The sequence below is a fragment of the Bartonella sp. JB63 genome (assembly GCF_002022665.1).
Lineage (GTDB): Bacteria > Pseudomonadota > Alphaproteobacteria > Rhizobiales > Rhizobiaceae > Bartonella.
This window is the reverse complement of the sequence record NZ_CP019788.1, coordinates 495,551-515,282: the sequence shown is the minus strand read 5'-3', so window position 1 is coordinate 515,282 and position 19,732 is coordinate 495,551. Positions and strand designations below refer to the sequence as shown.

Genomic DNA, 19,732 nt, shown 5'->3' with positions numbered 1-19,732 from the left:
ATAATTTTAATTATTGCTAAAAAACAGTTTAAGATTATCAATTTTATTAACGATATATATCATTCTTTTGAGATAAAAAAGAAAGTTAGATGCTCTTACCCATATCAATAACAAACATAGCGCAAATAGAAATATCTTCGCTTTTATATATAAAAAAATTTTAAGGCACATCTTATATTGATTATTTTTAGATACTTCTAAAAAAACATAATAGCCTTAACATTATTAAAGTTATTATGTTAAAAAATTTTACGCAAAAGTAATTTATAGAATTTTTTTTGAAAAAACCGGTTTATAAATAAACCGGGTTTTTAAAAAAGTAATCTGAACTATTTGTTATTAACGGCTTCTTTAAGACCTTTTCCTGCAGAGAATTTAGGCACAGAACGCGCAGGAATAGTGATTTCAGCACCCGTTGAAGGATTTCGCCCTTTTGTAGCAGCACGATGAGAAACTTCAAAAGAACCAAAACCTGGAAGACGAACATCACCTCCTGAAGCTAAAGCCTCTGTAACAGAAGCAATAAAAGCATCAACAGAAGCACCAGCCTGAGCTTTTGAGATACCTGCTTTTTCAGCAACCGAATTAACCAATTCACTTTTATTCATTGAATATTTCCTTTCCCTATATTGCCGGGTAATAAAATTTAACCGACTATGAGTAATTCTATTGAAAAGTACAGGAAACAGAAGTGTTATTTTTCCTCACAGCATTGTTTTTTAGAAATAATTGCAGTTATTCACGGAATTTTTTTATTGTTTCTCTAAAATAAACAAAATTACAGACAAAAAACCGCTTTCATTTGCTTTTTATAGCATAATCATAGCTTACAATGTGAATCAGTGCGCAATCAAAATGCCCTCATTATCGCTTTCTGTTTTAACAGTTTCAGATATTATGGAAGGCTCTGTCCATTTAATAGCCTCAGGAAAACGAACCAAAGCATGTTTAATAACTTCACTTATATGAGTCACTGGAATAATTTCCATATTATTTTTGACATCATCAGGAATATCAACTAGATCTTTTGCGTTTTCTTCAGGAATAAGTACTTTCTTGATTCCCCCTCGAAGAGCTGCAAGCAATTTTTCTTTTAATCCACCAATCGGTAAAACACATCCACGCAAAGTGATTTCACCAGTCATAGCAACATCCTTATAAACAGGTATTCCTGTTAATACTGAAACAATTGCTGTTACCATTGCAATTCCAGCTGATGGACCATCTTTTGGTGTAGCACCTTCTGGAACATGAACATGAATATCACGCTTGTCAAAAAATGGAGGCTCAATACCAAAATCAACAGCACGGAAACGCACATAAGAAGCCGCAGCAGAAATTGATTCTTTCATAATATCACGCAAATTTCCAGTCACAGTCATTTTACCTTTACCTGGCATCATAACACCTTCAATGGTCAGCAATTCTCCACCTACTTCAGTCCAAGCAAGCCCCGTCACAACACCAATCTGATTTTCACCATCAACTTGTCCAAAGCGATAACGCTTAACACCTAGAAAATCATTAATATTATACTTCCCAATCTCTACAGATTTTTGATTAGTTTTAAGAATTTTTGTAACTGATTTACGCGCTATTTTCATCAATTCACGCTCAAGATTTCGGACACCAGCCTCACGCGTATAAAATTGAATAATTGATCTTATTGCATCATCAGAAATACTTAATTCTTTTTTAGAAAGAGCATGATCCTTTAATGCTTTTGGTAAAAGGTGCCGCTTAACAATCTCCATCTTCTCACACTCAGTATAACCAGCAATACGAATGATTTCCATCCTATCCATTAATGGACCTGGAATATTCAGTGTATTAGAAGTCGTAATAAACATAACATCAGAAAGATCATATTCTACTTCTAAATAATGATCGATAAATGTGCCATTTTGTTCAGGATCAAGAACTTCTAACAAAGCTGATGAAGGATCTCCACGAAAATCCTGTCCCATTTTATCAATTTCATCAAGCAAAAAAAGCGGATTAGACTTTTTAGCTTTTTTCATAGACTGAATAATTTTTCCCGGCATAGAACCAATATAAGTCCGACGATGCCCACGAATTTCTGCTTCATCACGAACACCTCCCAATGAGATACGAACATATTCGCGACCTGTTGCTTTTGCAATAGAACGCGCAAGTGATGTCTTTCCAACACCAGGAGGGCCTAACAAACAGATAATAGGACCTCGTATTCTCGATGATCTGCTTTGCACTGCTAGATATTCGATGATTCGCTCTTTGACTTTTTCAAGACCAAAATGCTCATTATCCATGACTTTTTCAGCAAAATTAAGATCATTTTTAACTTTTGATTTTTTACCCCAAGGAATAGCTAGAAGCCAATCAAGATAATTACGTACAACTGTTGCTTCTGCAGACATGGGAGACATATTACGTAATTTTCTGAGTTCTGATCCAGCTTTTTCTCGTGCTTCTTTTGAAAGCTTAGTTTTTTTGATACGTTCTTCTAACTCAGATAGTTCATCCTGCCCCTCATCACCTGCACCCAATTCTTTTTGAATAGCCTTCAACTGCTCATTAAGATAATATTCCCGTTGATTCTTTTCCATCTGCCGTTTGACATGTGAACGAATACGCTTCTCAACTTGCAAAACAGAAATTTCTCCTTCCATAAAAGAAAGTACGCGCTCAAGACGATTACGTACAGGTAATAGGGCCAATATTTCCTGTTTTTCTGCAAGTTTAATAACTAAATGTGACGCAATAGTATCAGCAAGTTTGGAAGGATCATCAATCTGACTAATAGCACTGACAACCTCAGGAGAAATTTTTTTATTTAGTTTTACATAATTTTCAAAATAAGAGATCACCGATCGAGAAAGAGCTTTGATTTCAACATCATCGCCCCTAATTTCCTCTGTGATAGTCACATAAGCTTGAAGATAATCATCATTCTCAATAAATTGGTTAATTTTTGCACGCGCGGTACCCTCAACCAAAACTTTTACAGTTCCATCAGGAAGCTTCAGAAGTTGAAGAATCTTAGCAAGAGTGCCAACATCATAAATACCTTCCGAGGTTGGATCGTCATCAGAAGCATTTTTTTGCGTAACCAGTAATATTTGTCTATCCATTACCATTGTCTTTTCAAGAGCACAAATCGACTTTTCTCGGCCTACAAAAAGTGGAACAATGATATGTGGAAAAACAACAATATCACGAAGCGGTAAAATAGCATAAAACTCTTCTATTTCCTTGCCTGTCTTTTCATCAATATATTGCATATTTTTCCTTTCTAGAGCCTCTGATTCGCCTACAATACAAGCCACTCTTTAAAAAGACAACTCTCTACAATAAATAGAAGTGATAACTATGGATTAATAAATCAAGTAATTATGCTATCATACCTCAAAATATTTATGCTAAAATAACACGAATAGCTAAATGTATACTGTAAATTATGCTGATACGTTTTCTTTATTTTCTGCATGATCTGAATAAATGTAAAGAGGACAAGCTTTACCTTCAACTACATCACTGGAAATCACCACTTCTTGAACACCAACAAGAGCTGGTAATTCAAACATAGTATCAAGAAGTATCCTCTCCATAATAGAACGTAAACCACGTGCACCAGTTTTACGTTCAATAGCCTTTTTAGCAATAACACGTAAAGCATCTTCATGAAATACTAACTGAACATTTTCCATCTCGAAAAGACGCTGATACTGCTTAACTAATGCATTTTTTGGTTGTGATAAAATTTGAACAAGCGCACAAATATCTAAATCTTCTAAAGTAGCTATAACAGGAAGACGACCAATAAATTCTGGTATTAAACCAAATTTAATAAGGTCTTCAGGTTCTAAATCACGAAAAATCTCACCAACACGACGCTCGTCAGGAGCCTTAACAGCAGCGGAAAAACCGATAGAAGTTTTTTCACCGCGTCCTGAAATAATTCTCTCTAAACCAGCAAAAGCACCCCCACAAATAAACAAAATATTTGTTGTATCAACTTGAAGAAATTCTTGCTGTGGATGCTTACGTCCCCCTTGCGGAGGAACAGAAGCTATTGTCCCTTCCATAATCTTTAACAGCGCTTGTTGAACACCTTCACCAGAAACATCCCTTGTAATTGAAGGATTATCAGCTTTACGAGAAATTTTATCAACTTCATCAATATATACAATACCACGTTGCGCACGCTCAACATTATAATCAGCAGACTGAAGGAGTTTCAAAATAATATTTTCAACGTCTTCACCAACATAGCCGGCTTCAGTTAAAGTCGTTGCATCTGCCATAGTAAAAGGCACATCAATAATACGTGCCAATGTTTGTGCCAAATATGTTTTACCGCATCCTGTCGGCCCAACAAGAAGAATATTTGATTTTGCTAATTCAACATCATTGCTCTTAGACTGATGCGCAAGCCGTTTATAATGATTATGAACAGCGACAGAAAGAACACGCTTCGCGTGCCGTTGGCCAATAACATAATCATCAAGAACTGTTAGAATTTCCTGTGGAGTAGGAACACCATCACGCGCTTTAACCCCAGAAGATTTATTTTCTTCCCTAATAATATCCATACAAAGCTCTACGCACTCATCGCAGATAAATACGGTAGGCCCTGCAATAAGCTTACGCACTTCATGCTGGCTTTTGCCGCAGAATGAGCAATAGAGAGTATTCTTCGATTCGCTCTCGCTATTACTAGTTTTGCTCATTTCACTTTCCTTTCACTGCGATATACGAATATTTTATCTATTTAAAGATAATTTTTCTTAACTACAATTAAAAACATACATAATATCTTTAGGTAATTTGCTTTATAAGTCTGCAAGATCGTATTTTTAAAAATAGCTATTTTAATGGCAATTCTTATGCGCCTCACAAATAACTACCTTCTCTATAAAAAACTCTTAATCTTTTTCTTCTTTTTCAGTTTCTACACGATATTGTATAACATCATCAATCAAACCAAATTGTTTGGATTCTTCTGCTGTCATAAAATGATCGCGATCAAGGGTCTTTTCAATAACCTCATAACTCTGCCCTGTATGTTGAACATAAATTTCATTCAAACGTCGTTTCATCTTTATAATATCTTGCGCATGGCGTTCAATATCTGAAGCTTGTCCTTGAAAACCACCAGAAGGTTGGTGCACCATGATACGAGCATTTGGTAAAGCAAAACGACGACCTGTTGCTCCAGCTGTTAAGAGTAATGATCCCATAGATGCTGCCTGCCCCATACATAAAGTAGAAACAGAAGGACGAATAAATTGCATAGTATCATAAATCGCCATACCAGATGTCACCACACCACCTGGTGAATTAATATAAAGATTAATTTCTTTTTTAGGATTCTCCGCTTCCAAAAAAAGCAACTGTGCGCAAACAAGCATTGCCATATTATCTTCAACAGGACCATTAATGAAAATAATTCGCTCCTTTAAGAGACGAGAAAAAATATCATAAGCTCGTTCACCACGATTGGTTTGCTCAACAACCATAGGAACTAAACTTAAAGCTGTTTTTATTGGATCGCTCATATCTTCACTTTCATCAATAACAAGAATCGCCATTTATGTATTCAATAGCCTATCAATAGGCTAACAACACTCTCTTACGCAAGTCACAATCAATTATGTTTCAGTAAGATTAAAATTCTAATATTTAAAATGACGACAATAATTCCTACTCAAATAATTTCTGAGCACCAGGAATACGTGATACTGCCCAATGATAAAAGCTTCCTTCTTGAGGTTTCTGAGTTGTTTTTTCCTTTCTGTGGATATGAAACCCTATAAAGCATGAATCTTTTATCGGCTCAACACCAAAAGCTGGATCAAAAATTCTTTCAGCTTTTCGCCCCGTCCAGTAATAAAAAGTTTTTTTCTCCTTTGCTTCATGAAAAAAACCATATCGTTTGGCTAACCGTGAGATACCGTCATTACCAAATATAGTAATCCCAATCCTTCCTGGTAAAACCGGCAATTTTCTTCTTCTTAACCAAAATGGTATCCAAACACGGCGTTTAAAACCTAGCCAATCAGGAATAATCTCTGTACTCGCCAAATAATCATCAAATGCCTTTATAATAGGATTATCAGGTGGTAAATAAAGCGCAGAAACCCCTACTCTTGCAGTATTTTCTTTTGCTAACCAAACTTGATCTACTTTTGGATGAAACTGTTTAACAAGGTAAACATCCGTGTCTAACCAAACTCCTTTTTGATATTTCATCAACATAATACGAAAAAGATCTGAAAATTGAACAATTGTACGGCTAGGTTCATAACTAGGGAAATTGGGATCAAGGCGATAAAATATTGAACGTGGCAAAATTGATTCGGCTTCATGCAATTCAACACCAACAGGTATTTCTACTTTCTCATAGCTAAAAAGCTTAACACGCTGACCAGTTTTAACCATCGATGCCAAACACAACCAATCAACTTGTCTTAATTGTTTTCCATACCAAAAAGTACAAATATCCATAGATAATATATCAAAAATATTCCAAACTTACACGAAATAATTGCTCAACATCACGTACACTATCAGCAAGAGCAAAAATTACTATTCGATCACCAGGCAAAATACGTGTATCCCCTAAAAGTTGTATTATTGTCTCATTACGATAAATAGCGCTAATCCTCAAACCTTCTGGTAAATTAAGCTCTTTCAACGGTTTGCCAACTAATGAAGATGTTTGCATTGCTTCAGCTTCAATAATTTCCGCAGCACCATTAAATACAGAATGTACAGCACGAATACGTCCACGACGCATTTGTTGTAAAATTTTTGATACAGTTACACTCCGAGGATTAAAATATGCATCCACACCAACCGTACGACTAAACTCTTGATAAGCCACATTATTAATCAACACCATATTGGCCTTGCATCCTAGTCTTTTAGCTATAATAGCACTTAAGAGATTCACCTGATCTTGGTTGGTTAATGTAATCATTAAATCAGCTTGACCAATGCCAGCTTCTTGAAGAATAATTGGATCTAACACATTGCCATATAAAATAGCTGTTTTTTCTAGCTGATCAGCAATCGTTAGTGCTCTTTCTTTATCCGTTTCTATAATTTTTAACTTCAATTTATGCAATCGCTTTTCAATAGCCTGAGCGACATAAAGACCAATGTGACCACCGCCTGCAATAATGATACGATGTGCTTCTTGTTCTTTATGACCAAAAATTCTAAGTGCACGACGTACTTGATCACGAGAAGAAACAAGATAAGTGATATCACCAACGCGTAATTGTGTATCTGAATGTGCTATCAATAATTCTGAACCACGTTTAATAGCAGTAACTGTTGTCTGCAAATCAGGAAAAAGTTCTGTTAATTGCTTTAAAGGCGTATTAATAACCGGGCAATCCTCCATACATTCCAAAGCTAATGCAACAACAGCATCATTACAAAAATAAAGAACATCTATAGCTCCAGGCAAAGTAATACGACGCATTACCATTTCCCCAACCTCAACTTCTGGAGAAATAACTACGTCAATAGGAATATTCTCTCTTGCAAAAAGATTCTTATAACGTGGTTCCAAATATGATTGTGAACGAATACGTGCTATTTTAGTTGGAATATTGAACAATGAATGCGCTACTTGACACGCTACCATATTAACTTCGTCAAACAAAGTTACTGCGATCACCATATCGGCTTCATCAGCACCTGCAGCCAAAAGAACTTCAGGTCTTGAACCATGGCCGATGATACATCTAATATCTAATGTATCACGAATTTTGTCAATTAATTTTGCTTCGGTATCAATAACAGTGATATCATGATTCTCTGCAGCAAGACGCTCTGCTATCCCATAACCGACTTGACCTGCGCCACAAATAATAACACGCATAATCTATGAAATCCCAAGCATCTTAAGTTTGCGATGCAAAGCTGAGCGTTCCATACCTATAAATTCAGCAGTACGTGATATATTGCCACCTAAGCGCCCAATTTGTGTCATCAAATACCTCTTTTCAAACAATTCACGTGCCTCACGTAACGGTAAATCCATTATATTTTTATCTGTATCCATTTGAATATGCAGAATAGAATCATTCACCTCAGTAGGAAGTAATTCTTTTGTTATTGGTCCATCATCGTCACGCGCAAGAATCAATAAGCGTTCAATATTGTTACGTAACTGCCGCACATTACCTGGCCAAGTATGCGTTTGCAAAATAGTTATAACGTCATCACTAATTTCACGAGGTTTAATACCAACTTGCTGCGATATCTTTTTAACAAAATAACGCACAAGTTCTGGAATATCTTCACGGCGCGCAGAAAGCGCCGGAACAGCAATAGGAACAACTGAAAGACGATGAAATAGATCTTCTCTAAATTGTCCATTAGCAATGAGACGTTCAAGATTTTGCGCTGTTGAAGAAATTACACGAACATCTACTTTTACACGTTTTGTGCCACCAACTCTTTCAAATGTCTGATTTGTTAACACCTGAAGAATCTTATTTTGAGTTTCACGTGACATACAAGCAACTTCATCAATATACAACATTCCGCCATGAGCTTCTTCTAACGCACCAATTTTGCGTTCTCCTCCTTCCATTTCACTACCAAATAACTCTATTTCCATTTTTTCAGCAGTAATTGTTGAAGCATTTATTGTAACAAATGGATTATTAGAACGTGCTGAAAGTGCATGAATAGAACGAGCGACCATCTCTTTTCCTACACCTGAAGGGCCAACAATCATAACTCGACTATTAGTAGGAGCTACTTTTTCTATCACTTGGCGCAAATGCTTCATAACAGTAGATGTTCCAAGCAATTCAGGTATCTCAATTGATCGTTCTCGTAATTCTGAAAGCTCACGCTTTAATTTTGAATTTTCAAGAGTCCGTTCTGCAACCAATAGGAGTCGACTCGCTTTAAAGGGTTTTTCAATAAAATCATATGCACCCCGTTTTATAGCAGAAACAGCTGTTTCAATGTTACCATGGCCAGAAATCATAACTACCGGAAGAGAAGGATATTGAACTTTGATCTCATCCAACAATGCTAAACCATCGAGATGGCTCCCTTGTAACCAAATATCTAAAAAAATCAGCTTTGGAACACGTTCACTAATTTGCGCTAACGCTTCATCAGAGTTACATGCCATACGTGTTTCATAACCTTCATCATCCAAAATACCAGCAACAAGCTCACGAATATCTGCTTCATCATCAACAATTAAGATATCTGATACCATTTATTCACCTATCTCATGATTTGTGATCTGTATAACGCTTTTCTGCTCTTCTTTATCTTTATTTACTGGAAACACCATGCGAATCATCGCACCACGACCCTCATAAAAATTTTCTGGCGCATCATGCAATTCCATATAACCACCATGATCTTCAATAACTTTACGTACAATGGCCAACCCAAGACCTGTACCTTTTTCCCGCGTTGTTATATAGGGTTCTAATAATTTATGCCTCTGCTTTTTAGGAAATCCTTTACCGTTATCAATAATCTCAACTACTAGACATTCTTCTTGACGATAAGAACGTATCAGAATATGACCGCGAACACTTGTTTCCCGGGCCACTGCATCAATTGCTTCACTCGCATTTTTGATAACATTGCCAAAAGCCTGAACAATAAGACGATTATCAAATGCACTTATCAATGGTATATTTCCCAAATTTTTTTCAAAATGAATATCATGACGAGTAACTTCTATCAAGAAACATGCTTCATGCAATAATTCGCGTACATCTAAAACACGCATTTGCGGTTTGGGCATACGTGCAAAAGAAGAAAATTCATCAACCATACACCCAATATCTCCAACTTGTCGAACAATCGTATCAATACACTGATCGAAGACTTCTCGATCCTGTGTAATAATTTTGTTATAACGTCTACGAATACGTTCAGCTGATAACTGAATGGGTGTAAGAGGATTTTTAATCTCATGTGCAATACGGCGTGCAATATCAGCCCATGCTGATGAACGCTGAGCTTCTACAAGATCTGTGATATCATCAATTGTTAACACCCACGATTGTCCCTGCCCATCATTCTCTTCCATTGTCATTTGTACATTACAAACGCGCTCTTGTCCCGCAACCTTTAAGGTTACTTGCTCGCGATAATTCTTACGTCCCAATGAACAAGCAAGCTTAAAAACCTGTCCAATTTCAGAACTTAACACTACAAGGTTATGCCCAATAACTTGCTCAGAACGAATACCAAACATCGTTTCAATAGACCGATTAATAATTGTAATGTTACCATTAACGTCGATTCCAGCTACTCCTGCTGTTACACCAGATAAAACAGCTTCAGAAAACCGTCGTCTCTCATCAATTTGATCACGAACTGCAATTAGCTCGTTACGCCGGCTCTTAAGTTCACTGACCATATAATTAAAAGTTTTTGACAGCTGTCCAATATCCCCATCTCTCGCACGTACTGGTACAAAAACTTCCATATTTCCAGAAGCAACATCATCAGCTGCGCTAATAAGAAGTCGGATAGGGCATACCAAACGATCAGCAACAGCAATACCAGTCCAAATAGCTGATAGAAATAAACTTAAAAAAAGGCATAAATAAAGCATACCAAATGCAATTTGTGTTGGTAGGCGATTTTCATTCAAATCACGATAACGCTCTGTATTAACTTCCGTCAAACGCAAAGCAGATAAAACACCTTGATCAACATCACGCACCAAATATAAAAATGTGTTTGAAATATTGTTAAATTTCAAAATAATACCGAAGTAATCATGGACTCCTGGCTGAAAAGAGAAAGGTCTCGCACTAGTTGCTTGACTAATCAAATAGGATGGAGGAATAGGAAGTTGGTCTTCATCGCCAAGATCACTTGATGCAAAAACATTTCCCTCTGAGCTTAATAAAAAAACACCTCGAAGATTACGTCCAACAGCGTGGCGTGTTAATTGCATTCGATATTCAGCAGGATTACGTGCCAGAAGTTTTTTATCATCTAGTGCTAATGCCATAGTATAAGACAAATTCTTCAAATTTTGAAGCATTTCATCTGCGTAAGCATTCGCCAAATCAATAGAAGAACCTACAATTTGTCGAGTCGTCGTGTCAAACCATCGATCAAGACCTAAATGAAGAGCAGGCCCCGATACAAGCGCTACAGCAACAGCTGGCAATGTTGCAACAAGTGCAAACAAAGAAATAAGTCGTACATGAAGACGTGAACCAGCACGCCTTGATCGCCATGCATAAATAATGGGAATTACCTCATATAAAACAATAACCACAAGCCCTAGAACCCAAACACTATTAATAGCTATAAAAAATAATGTTACAGCCCTATTGGGAACAATAGGCGTTAATCCAATAAGAATAATAAATGAGATAGAGGCAGTCAGTAAAGCTAATACAATAATTGTGATACCCAAAAACGTATACACACTATTCAAACGTTGTGACTCATCTTTATAAATATTTTGATCTACGTCTTGGAGATTCGTTATGGATGTAATATTCATAATACCTTACATTACTTACTTCATTGCTCTCATATAAGTCCTTATGTCAAAAATTGACAATACTATGGTTTAAAATATATTAATCTAAAATTAAGAAAGAGCTTCCACATTTTTCATAATAGCTCTAAAATAGAGCGTATATTCAGTGATATTTCATAGGATTTCCAATGCGATTAACCAAACAAACAAATTATGCTCTTCGGATGCTCATGTATTGTGCTTCTAATCAGGGAGCATTAAGTCGTGTTCCTGAAATTGCCAAAGCATATGCTGTATCTGAACTTTTTTTGTTCAAAATCCTTCAACTACTAGTCGAAGCAGGTTTTATGCAAACAGTACGAGGACGTAAGGGGGGTGTTAAACTAGCTAAACCTGCAAAAGAAATTTCAGTAGCTGATGTTATTAAAATAACAGAAGATAACTTTTCCATGGCAGAATGCTTCCATAATAAATTAAGTGATTGTCCACTAATAAATTTCTGTGGTTTAAATACTGTATTGAAAAAAGCTTTAGACTCTTTTTTTGATGTATTATCAATGACATCTATTGCTGATCTGCAATTATCATCCTCTCAACATCAATTTAAAATTGATGGAGTAAAAAGCAGCAAAATAACCAACTAAGATGAAATTTTAAAGGGAGCTCGATATTTCTATTGCAGCCGTAATATTAGCTGCCGGACGCAGCAAAAGAATAGGATCTCCACAAAATTGTCCTAAACAATACCGGCTTTTAGGACAAAAGCCGGTTATTCATCATACTATACGTTGTTTTTTGAAACATCCCTCCATTACAACCATCGTTTTGGTTATTCATCCAGATGACCGTCAAATATGTGAAAATGCTATCGCTGATTTGAAAGAATACCTCATCATTGTTGAAGGAAGTGATACACGTCAAATGTCTACTTTAAATGGGTTAAATGCACTTAAAAATATCAAACCAAAATATATTCATATTCATGATGGTGCACGTCCTTTTGTAGAAAAGAAGCTTCTTGAACAAATACACACTATTGTTAATCATCGAGAAGGTGTTCTCCCCGTCATTGCTGTCTCCGATACTCTTAAACTTGTAAGCAATACACACTATGTTTTAAATACAATCCCACGGACGAATATTTATAGTGCACAAACTCCACAGTGTTTTCCATTTGAACTCATTTTAGCTGCTCATGAAAAAGCAAGACAATCTTGTCAACAAAATTTTACTGATGATTCAGCGATTGCTGAATGGTTTGGAATCCCTATGCGAACAATTCCTGGAAATCCTAATAACATAAAAATTACATGGCCAGAAGATTTTGAAACTGCCTATTCATATTTACAAAAGAGGACGCAAATTTTCCCTGATATCCGTACTGGAAATGGTTATGATGTCCATGCTTTCGAAAAAGGTAATTATCTTACTCTATGTGGTATAAAAATCCCTTTTAAAAAGAAATTAAGTGGACATTCTGATGCTGATGTTGCTCTTCATGCTTTAACAGATGCCCTTTTAGCAACTCAAGGAGCAGGAGATATCGGCACCCATTTTCCCCCTTCTGATCCTCAATGGAAAGATGTATCATCAGAGATTTTTCTTCGTCATGCCGTTGATATAATTAAACAAGCAGGTGGTCGTATTACTAATGTGGATATTACCTTGATTGCTGAAGAACCTAAAATTAGTCCCTATCGTCATATAATGATAGAAAATCTAATGAATATACTCACACTCTCAACCAATCGCATCTCTATTAAAGCAACAACCAGTGAAAAGCTTGGTTTCATTGGTCGTGAAGAAGGCATTGCAGCCTTTGCAGTTGCCACAGTTATTTATCCAGGAGAAATTCCATAATGACACACTTTTGTGAAGCACTAGCGAATAGAGTCCTTAAAGTTTGTCGGGAAAGAAGTTTGCTCTTAACAACTGTAGAATCTTGCACAGGAGGACTTATTGCTGCAAATCTTACCAGCATTGCAGGATCATCAGATGTATTCGATTGTGGATTTATTGTTTATTCAAATGAATCTAAAACTAATCTCGTTGGCGTATGTCCTGAACTTATCAAAATATATACATCAGTCTCAAAAGAAGTCGCTATTGCAATGGCTGAAGGTGGACTGAAATACTCGCGAGCTTCAATTTCAGTTGCTGTAACAGGCATAGCTGGACCTAGAAAAGCGTATTTAGATAAACCAGTGGGACTTGTCCATTGTGCAGCAGCTTATAAAAAGCACGCAACCACGCATCAAGAAATGTATTTTGGAAATTCTGATCGCAATTTTATTCGCCATACAGCTGTTGAAAATGCTTTAAAACTCATTCTTTCATATTTCCAATAATATTCCTTCATAACTAATAAAATTATACTGTTGGAAAACCATAAATTTCATGTGCGCGTTTTTCAAAAGCATCAGTAAATTTATGAAAAATAATATCAAACATTGATCCCACAGCCAATCCAAGCATTTTGCTTTTAAACTCATAATCAATAAAAAATTCTATATCACATGCATCTATATTTTTAATATCATGAAAAACCCAACGATTTTCAAGATATTTAAATGGACCATCAATATATTTAACTTCAATAAGATTTTTTTTCGGATGCAGAAATACTTGAGTTGTAAAAGTTTCTCGAAACATCTTATAACCAACAGTCATATCAGCAAGAAGCAAAGCCTTTTCTTCACGTTCTTTCCGAGAACGTATAATTAAAGCCTCACACATCGGTAAAAATTCAGGATAACATTCAATATCGGCAACAAGCTCAAACATTTCATGAGCAGTATGAGCAATTTGCCGATGTATTGTAAAAGTCGGCATAATTATCTCTATTAGGAAAATTTTTCAGCACGTGCTTTTTGCAAAGCCTCAAAATCATCTCCTGCATGATGAGATGAACGTGTCAAAGGATTGGAAGCCATATGTAAAAAACCCTTTACTTTACCAATTTTGGCAAAAGATTCAAATTCTTCAGGCGTTACAAAACGAATGATCGGATGATGTTTTCGTGTAGGCTGCAAATATTGTCCAATTGTCATAAAATCAACATCTGCAGAACGCAAATCATCCATCAGTTGAAGAACTTCATTCCGCTCTTCCCCAAGACCAACCATAATTCCTGATTTTGTAAAGATTGTTGGATCAAGTTCTTTAACACGTTGTAATAACCGAATCGAATGAAAATAGCGTGCTCCTGGACGTACCTTCAAATACTTTGATGGCACTGTTTCCAAATTATGATTAAAAACATCAGGCTTAGCAGCAACAACAATTTCCAATGCACCATCCTTATTGCGAAAATCAGGTGTCAATACTTCAATTGTTGTCGTTGGAGCTTTCTGGCGAATAGCATAAATAACTTTTGCAAAATGCTGTGCACCACCATCAGAAAGGTCATCACGATCAACAGAAGTAATAACAACATGCTTTAACTCCATTTGCGCAACAGCATCTGCTACACGTTTCGGCTCGTTATCATCAACAGAAAATGGAATACCTGTTGCAACATTGCAAAAAGCACAAGCCCGTGTACATATTTCACCTAAAATCATAAAGCTGGCATGTCGCTTACTCCAACATTCGCTAATATTTGGACAGCCTGCTTCCTCACATACAGTAACCAATTTATTGGTACGTACCACATTATGTGTTTCCTTATATATTGGCGACACTGGTGCTTTTACACGAATCCAATTCGGTTTTTTCTGAACACTTGTATCTGGAAGATGCGCCTTTTCAGGATGCCGCATACGTCTACTCGTAACTCTATCAAGCACCGTAACCATTCAAGACCTCTGTCTTTTAGAAAGAAAATGTTGATAAAAACATCATCAAGATTTCTATACAACCTAATCTCAAGCGTTTAAAACCTGACCATAAGCATCCAATACACTCTCTTTCATCATTTCCGACAATGTTGGATGTGGAAAAACAGTGTGCATTAATTCTTCTTCGGTTGTCTCAAGATTCATAGCAATAACAAAACCTTGAATGAGCTCTGTTACTTCTGCCCCTACCATATGCGCACCAAGAAGCTGTCCTGTTTTTTTATCAAAAATAGTTTTAACTAATCCTTGATCTTCTCCTAAAGCAATTGCCTTACCATTTGCTGAGAAAGAGTAACGACCAACATGTATATCATAACCTGCTTCTTTTGCCGCCATTTCTGAAAGTCCTACAGAAGCAACTTGCGGCGTACAATATGTGCATCCTGGAATTTTAGTTTTATCAAGCGAATGAATACTCTTCAAACCCGCAATATGTTCAACACATATTACACCTTCTTCCTCTGCCTTATGAGCTAACATAGGAGGACCGGCGACATCACCAATAGCGTAAATTCCTTTAACTCCTGTCCAACTCCATTCATCAGTAACAATACATCCACGATCAGTTTTGACACCTAATGTTTCTAATCCAAGGTTTTCAATATTACCTTGAACCCCAACTGCTGAAAGTAATCGATCAACCATTATTGTTTCTATGTTACCCTTAATATCAATATGTGTTGTAACAAAATCAGCAGCTTTTTCAACCTTTATCACTTTTGCTTCAGTAAGAATGCGTATACCCTTCTTCTCTAGCTGTTTACGAGCAAATGTTGAAATTTCAACATCTTCAACCGGCATAATTTGAGGCATCATTTCAACAACTGTTACCTCAGCACCCATATCATGATAAAAAGAAGCAAATTCAATACCTATAGCTCCAGATCCTATCACTAAAAGAGACTTTGGCATAGCAACTGGAACCATAGCTTCAAAATAAGTCCAAATGAATTTTCCGTCTGGTTTAATATCAGGAAGAACACGAGGACGCGCACCAGTTGCAATAATCACATGCTTTGCTTGATAAGCGCCCTCTCCTAATACCCCTTTAGGAACTGGATTTTGTGGCTGCATAACTTCTCTTGATGATGAAGAAACCATAATTTCTGCAAGCTGATTACCGTGAGCTGCCCTCGTTAATTTCGCTTCACCCCAAATAATATCAATTTCGTTTTTTTTCAATAAAAAACCAACACCGGCATTTAAACGTGCCGAAACTCCACGAGAACGTGCTACAACATTTTTAATATTAACTTCTATTGAACCATTAAGCTTTAATCCATAATCCTTTGCATGTTCAGCAAAATGCTTCATTTCTGCTGAACGCAAAAGCGCTTTTGTTGGGATACATCCCCAATTTAAACAGATTCCGCCTAAATGTTCACGTTCAACAATCGCAGTCTTAAAACCACATTGTGCCGCACGAATCGCGGTTACATATCCACCTGGCCCTGAACCAATCACAATTATATCATAAAGACCTGCCACAATAATCCCTCCATGGATATATGCAAAACTGTATATTTGTTATCCAAATCTTAGACCGAAAATTAATAGATAAGCTTCATTCATGTGTACCATTTCAAATATTATAGAAAAACTTTATTAAATCAAAAGAAGTTATAAATCATCAATTAAATTATTGAGATCCGTTTTTCCCATCACGTGCTTTCACACTCTTAAGTGTAAGATTAAAAAAAATAATTAAATTAACATCGTTAAGGGATTTTCAATTATCTTCTTAAAAGTCTGAGCAACTTCTGCCGCTAGTGCTCCATCAACAGCGCGATGATCAACTGAAAGAGTAACCGACATAACTGTTGCTATTGCTAACGCGTCATCTTTAACAATAGCACGCTTCTCACCTGAACCAATTGCAAAAATCGTTGCATGTGGTGGATTAATAATGGCAGAAAAATTTTTTATTCCATACATCCCCATATTGGATACAGTTGTCGTCCCTCCCTGATATTCCTCCATTCTCAATTTACGTTCACGAGCACGTGTTACAAGATCTTTCATCTCATTAGAAATGATTGACAAAGATTTTTCTTCTGCACAGCGAACAATTGGTACCATTAAACCATTTGGAACAGAAACAGCAACACCAACATCACAGTGTTTGTGATAAAGCATTCCACCTTCAAGCCATGACACATTAGCATCAGGTACAGCTTTTAAAGAAAGAGCTACAGCTTTAATGATCATATCATTAACAGATAGCTTATAAGCAGGATTCATTTCTTCTTGTGTTTCAACCATTGGAACAACAGCGTTCAGTTGCGTACGTAATTCCAATAACGCATTTAATTCACAATCTATCGTTACATAAAAATGTGGTACCATCTGCTTTGCTGCAACTAGACGCTTAGCAATTGTTTTACGCATATTATTATGGGGTGCGAATGTATATTCACTCTCTTTAAATAATTGCAAAACATGTTCATCAGAAATACCTGAAGTTATTAACTGATCGATGTGTAATGAACGAGAACTTTCAATACCATTATTCAGAGCTTTCTCCACATCACGTTTAATGACACGCCCATGAGGACCAGTACCTGAAATCAGTGATAAATCGATCCCCGCCTGAGCTGCCAATCGTCTTGCTAAAGGAGATGCAAAAAGACGTCTATTATTTGCATTTCGTTGTACTAATTGCTGATTTTTTAATGAATGAGAAGCTTGTATACTCGCTGAATCCAACGATTGTTTAATGACTGATTCTTTCATCGTAACAGAAGAAGTTTCTTCTGCAACCTTTACAGCTTCAGATAGATCCTCACCTTCTTCTGCTAAGACGACAATCAGACTATTGACTTTAACTCCCTGCATTCCAGCAGGTACAACAATTTTAGCAACCGTCCCTTCATCAATAGCTTCTACTTCCATTGTTGCTTTATCTGTCTCAATTTCAGCAATAATATCACCACATGTAACCTTATCACCTTCTTTGATATTCCATTTTGATAAATTTCCCTCTTTCATTGTAGGAGAAAGTGCAGGCATCGTAATCTTAATAGGCATAGTATTCTCCTCAATTATGCTTTATAAGTTACAGCCTTAACGGCTTCGACAATTTCAGCAATATTTGGCAAAGCCAACTTTTCAAGGTTTTCTGCATAAGGCATAGGCACATCTTTTCCAGCAATTGTAGCAACTGGTGCATCAAGATAATCAAAAGCCTGTTGCATAACACGCGTTGCTATTTCAGTGCCAACAGATGACTGAGGATACCCTTCTTCAATTGTTACCAAACGACCTGTATTTTTAACCGAAGCAATAATTGCTGGTAAATCCATCGGACGAATAGTACGTAAATCGATTAATTCAGCGTCAATACCAAGCTTTTCAATTTCCGGCAATGCCTGAACCGCATAATACATCCCAATTCCAAAAGAAACAATTGTTATATCCTTACCAGATTTATAGATTCGTGCTTTGCCAATAGGTAAAATAAAATCATCCATCTTTGGCACTTCAAATTGATGACCATAAAGAATTTCATTTTCTAAGAAAATAACAGGATTATCATCACGAATAGCAGCCTTAAGCAAACCTTTAGCATCTGCAGCACTATAAGGCATAACTACCTTAAGGCCTGGTACATGACTATACCATGCAGCATAACACTGCGAATGTTGAGCACCAACACGCGCAGCAGCGCCATTGGGACCACGAAAAACCATGGGAGTAGACATTTGCCCACCAGACATATAACGAGTTTTTGCTGCTGAGTTGACAATTTGATCCATTGCCTGCATAGCAAAGTTAAATGTCATAAACTCAACAATAGGACGTAAACCTCCAAATGCAGCACCAACACCCAACCCTGCAAAACCGTGCTCTGTAATAGGTGTATCAATAACCCGTCGTGCACCAAATTCTTCTAATAAACCTTGACTGACTTTATAGGCACCCTGATATTCGGCTACTTCTTCTCCCATTAGGAATACTGTCTCATCGCGTCGCATTTCTTCAGCCATAGCTTGATTAAGTGCTTCACGCACTGTCATCATAACCATCTCGGTGTTTACAGGAATATCAGGATCAGAAGAGATTTCAAAAGTAGGTTGTGCTGGGATTGATAGGACAGTAGCAATCTCTCCTCCCTTTGATTTTTCTAAAGCTCGTGAAATATTTGCAGCACTTTCACCTTCTTCTAATAATACTGCAATAACAGTATTAACTTTCACATTTTCAGTGCCTTCAGGTACAAAATTCTACCAACAATACCTTCATCAATAGCTTCTACCTCCATTGTTGTTTTATCAGTTTCAATTTCAGCAATCACATCACCAGAGTTAACTTTATCGCCTTCTTTCTTAAGCCATTTAGACAATTTGCCTTCTTCCATTGTTGGCGAAAGTGCAGGCATTAAAATATCAATGGACATACTTGTGCT

17 protein-coding genes are annotated in these 19,732 nt (G+C 36.6%); 3 read left to right on the top strand and 14 right to left on the bottom strand.

Features of this window, described 5'->3' with window-relative positions; genetic code table 11:
* Positions 1-329 precede the first annotated feature (329 nt).
* From BJB63x_RS02210 to BJB63x_RS02175, 8 genes are all read right to left on the bottom strand, one after another.
* Entirely contained in the window at positions 330-608 is a 279-nt protein-coding gene (locus BJB63x_RS02210) for an HU family DNA-binding protein (RefSeq protein WP_013544952.1), read from the bottom strand.
* A gap of 231 nt (positions 609-839) precedes the next feature.
* Positions 840-3,263, bottom strand: a complete 2,424-nt coding sequence (gene lon, locus BJB63x_RS02205) for an endopeptidase La (RefSeq protein WP_078719628.1) — start codon at positions 3,261-3,263, stop codon at positions 840-842.
* Between the two features lie 174 nt (positions 3,264-3,437).
* The gene (gene clpX / locus BJB63x_RS02200) at positions 3,438-4,712 is read right to left on the bottom strand and encodes an ATP-dependent Clp protease ATP-binding subunit ClpX (protein WP_078718832.1); all 1,275 of its coding nucleotides are present in this window, start codon (positions 4,710-4,712) and stop codon (positions 3,438-3,440) included.
* Between the two features lie 195 nt (positions 4,713-4,907).
* Entirely contained in the window at positions 4,908-5,540 is a 633-nt protein-coding gene (clpP, locus tag BJB63x_RS02195; protein WP_078719521.1) for an ATP-dependent Clp endopeptidase proteolytic subunit ClpP, read from the bottom strand.
* Between the two features lie 145 nt (positions 5,541-5,685).
* Entirely contained in the window at positions 5,686-6,489 is an 804-nt protein-coding gene (locus BJB63x_RS02190; RefSeq protein WP_078718831.1) for a hypothetical protein, read from the bottom strand.
* 10 nt (positions 6,490-6,499) lie between these two features.
* Positions 6,500-7,876: a Trk system potassium transporter TrkA gene (gene trkA / locus BJB63x_RS02185; protein ID WP_078718830.1), complete on the bottom strand. Its 1,377-nt coding sequence runs from the start codon at positions 7,874-7,876 to the stop codon at positions 6,500-6,502.
* A 3-nt stretch (positions 7,877-7,879) separates the two neighbouring features.
* The gene (gene ntrX / locus BJB63x_RS02180) at positions 7,880-9,238 is read right to left on the bottom strand and encodes a nitrogen assimilation response regulator NtrX (protein WP_078718829.1); all 1,359 of its coding nucleotides are present in this window, start codon (positions 9,236-9,238) and stop codon (positions 7,880-7,882) included.
* Entirely contained in the window at positions 9,239-11,509 is a 2,271-nt protein-coding gene (locus tag BJB63x_RS02175; RefSeq protein WP_078718828.1) for a sensor histidine kinase NtrY-like, read from the bottom strand.
* Between the two features lie 167 nt (positions 11,510-11,676).
* Between BJB63x_RS02175 and rirA the strand changes: the two genes are divergently transcribed.
* Genes rirA through BJB63x_RS02160 form a run of 3 tightly spaced genes read left to right on the top strand, consistent with a single transcriptional unit; the run spans position 11,677 to position 13,836 of the window.
* The gene (gene rirA, locus BJB63x_RS02170) at positions 11,677-12,132 is read left to right on the top strand and encodes an iron-responsive transcriptional regulator RirA (RefSeq protein ID WP_078718827.1); all 456 of its coding nucleotides are present in this window, start codon (positions 11,677-11,679) and stop codon (positions 12,130-12,132) included.
* Between the two features lie 25 nt (positions 12,133-12,157).
* The gene (locus tag BJB63x_RS02165; protein WP_078718826.1) at positions 12,158-13,348 is read left to right on the top strand and encodes a bifunctional 2-C-methyl-D-erythritol 4-phosphate cytidylyltransferase/2-C-methyl-D-erythritol 2,4-cyclodiphosphate synthase; all 1,191 of its coding nucleotides are present in this window, start codon (positions 12,158-12,160) and stop codon (positions 13,346-13,348) included.
* On the top strand, positions 13,348-13,836 hold the full coding sequence (locus BJB63x_RS02160; protein WP_078718825.1) for a CinA family protein: 489 nt from the start codon (positions 13,348-13,350) through the stop codon (positions 13,834-13,836). Before BJB63x_RS02165 ends, BJB63x_RS02160 begins: the two co-directional genes overlap by 1 nt.
* Positions 13,837-13,858: 22 nt before the next feature.
* On the opposite strand, the gene BJB63x_RS02155 is transcribed toward BJB63x_RS02160, so the two are convergent.
* The 6 genes from BJB63x_RS02155 to BJB63x_RS06785 form a co-directional block, all read right to left on the bottom strand.
* Positions 13,859-14,320 (bottom strand): type II toxin-antitoxin system RatA family toxin, encoded by a 462-nt coding sequence (locus tag BJB63x_RS02155; protein WP_078718824.1) that lies wholly within the window; start codon positions 14,318-14,320, stop codon positions 13,859-13,861.
* Between the two features lie 11 nt (positions 14,321-14,331).
* A complete protein-coding gene (lipA, locus tag BJB63x_RS02150; protein ID WP_078718823.1) occupies positions 14,332-15,285 on the bottom strand; it encodes a lipoyl synthase in 954 nt (317 codons plus the stop codon).
* Positions 15,286-15,354: 69 nt separating this feature from the next.
* Complete coding sequence (gene lpdA, locus BJB63x_RS02145; protein ID WP_078718822.1) at positions 15,355-16,815, bottom strand: dihydrolipoyl dehydrogenase; 1,461 nt, start codon at positions 16,813-16,815, stop codon at positions 15,355-15,357.
* Positions 16,816-17,031: 216 nt separating this feature from the next.
* Entirely contained in the window at positions 17,032-18,354 is a 1,323-nt protein-coding gene (locus BJB63x_RS02140) for a pyruvate dehydrogenase complex dihydrolipoamide acetyltransferase (protein ID WP_078718821.1), read from the bottom strand.
* A gap of 14 nt (positions 18,355-18,368) precedes the next feature.
* The gene (locus BJB63x_RS02135; RefSeq protein ID WP_442855947.1) at positions 18,369-19,523 is read right to left on the bottom strand and encodes a pyruvate dehydrogenase complex E1 component subunit beta; all 1,155 of its coding nucleotides are present in this window, start codon (positions 19,521-19,523) and stop codon (positions 18,369-18,371) included.
* Positions 19,520-19,723 (bottom strand): biotin/lipoyl-containing protein, encoded by a 204-nt coding sequence (locus tag BJB63x_RS06785; protein WP_442855946.1) that lies wholly within the window; start codon positions 19,721-19,723, stop codon positions 19,520-19,522. The genes BJB63x_RS02135 and BJB63x_RS06785 overlap by 4 nt, the downstream gene beginning before the upstream one ends.
* Between the last annotated feature and the right edge of the window lie 9 nt (positions 19,724-19,732).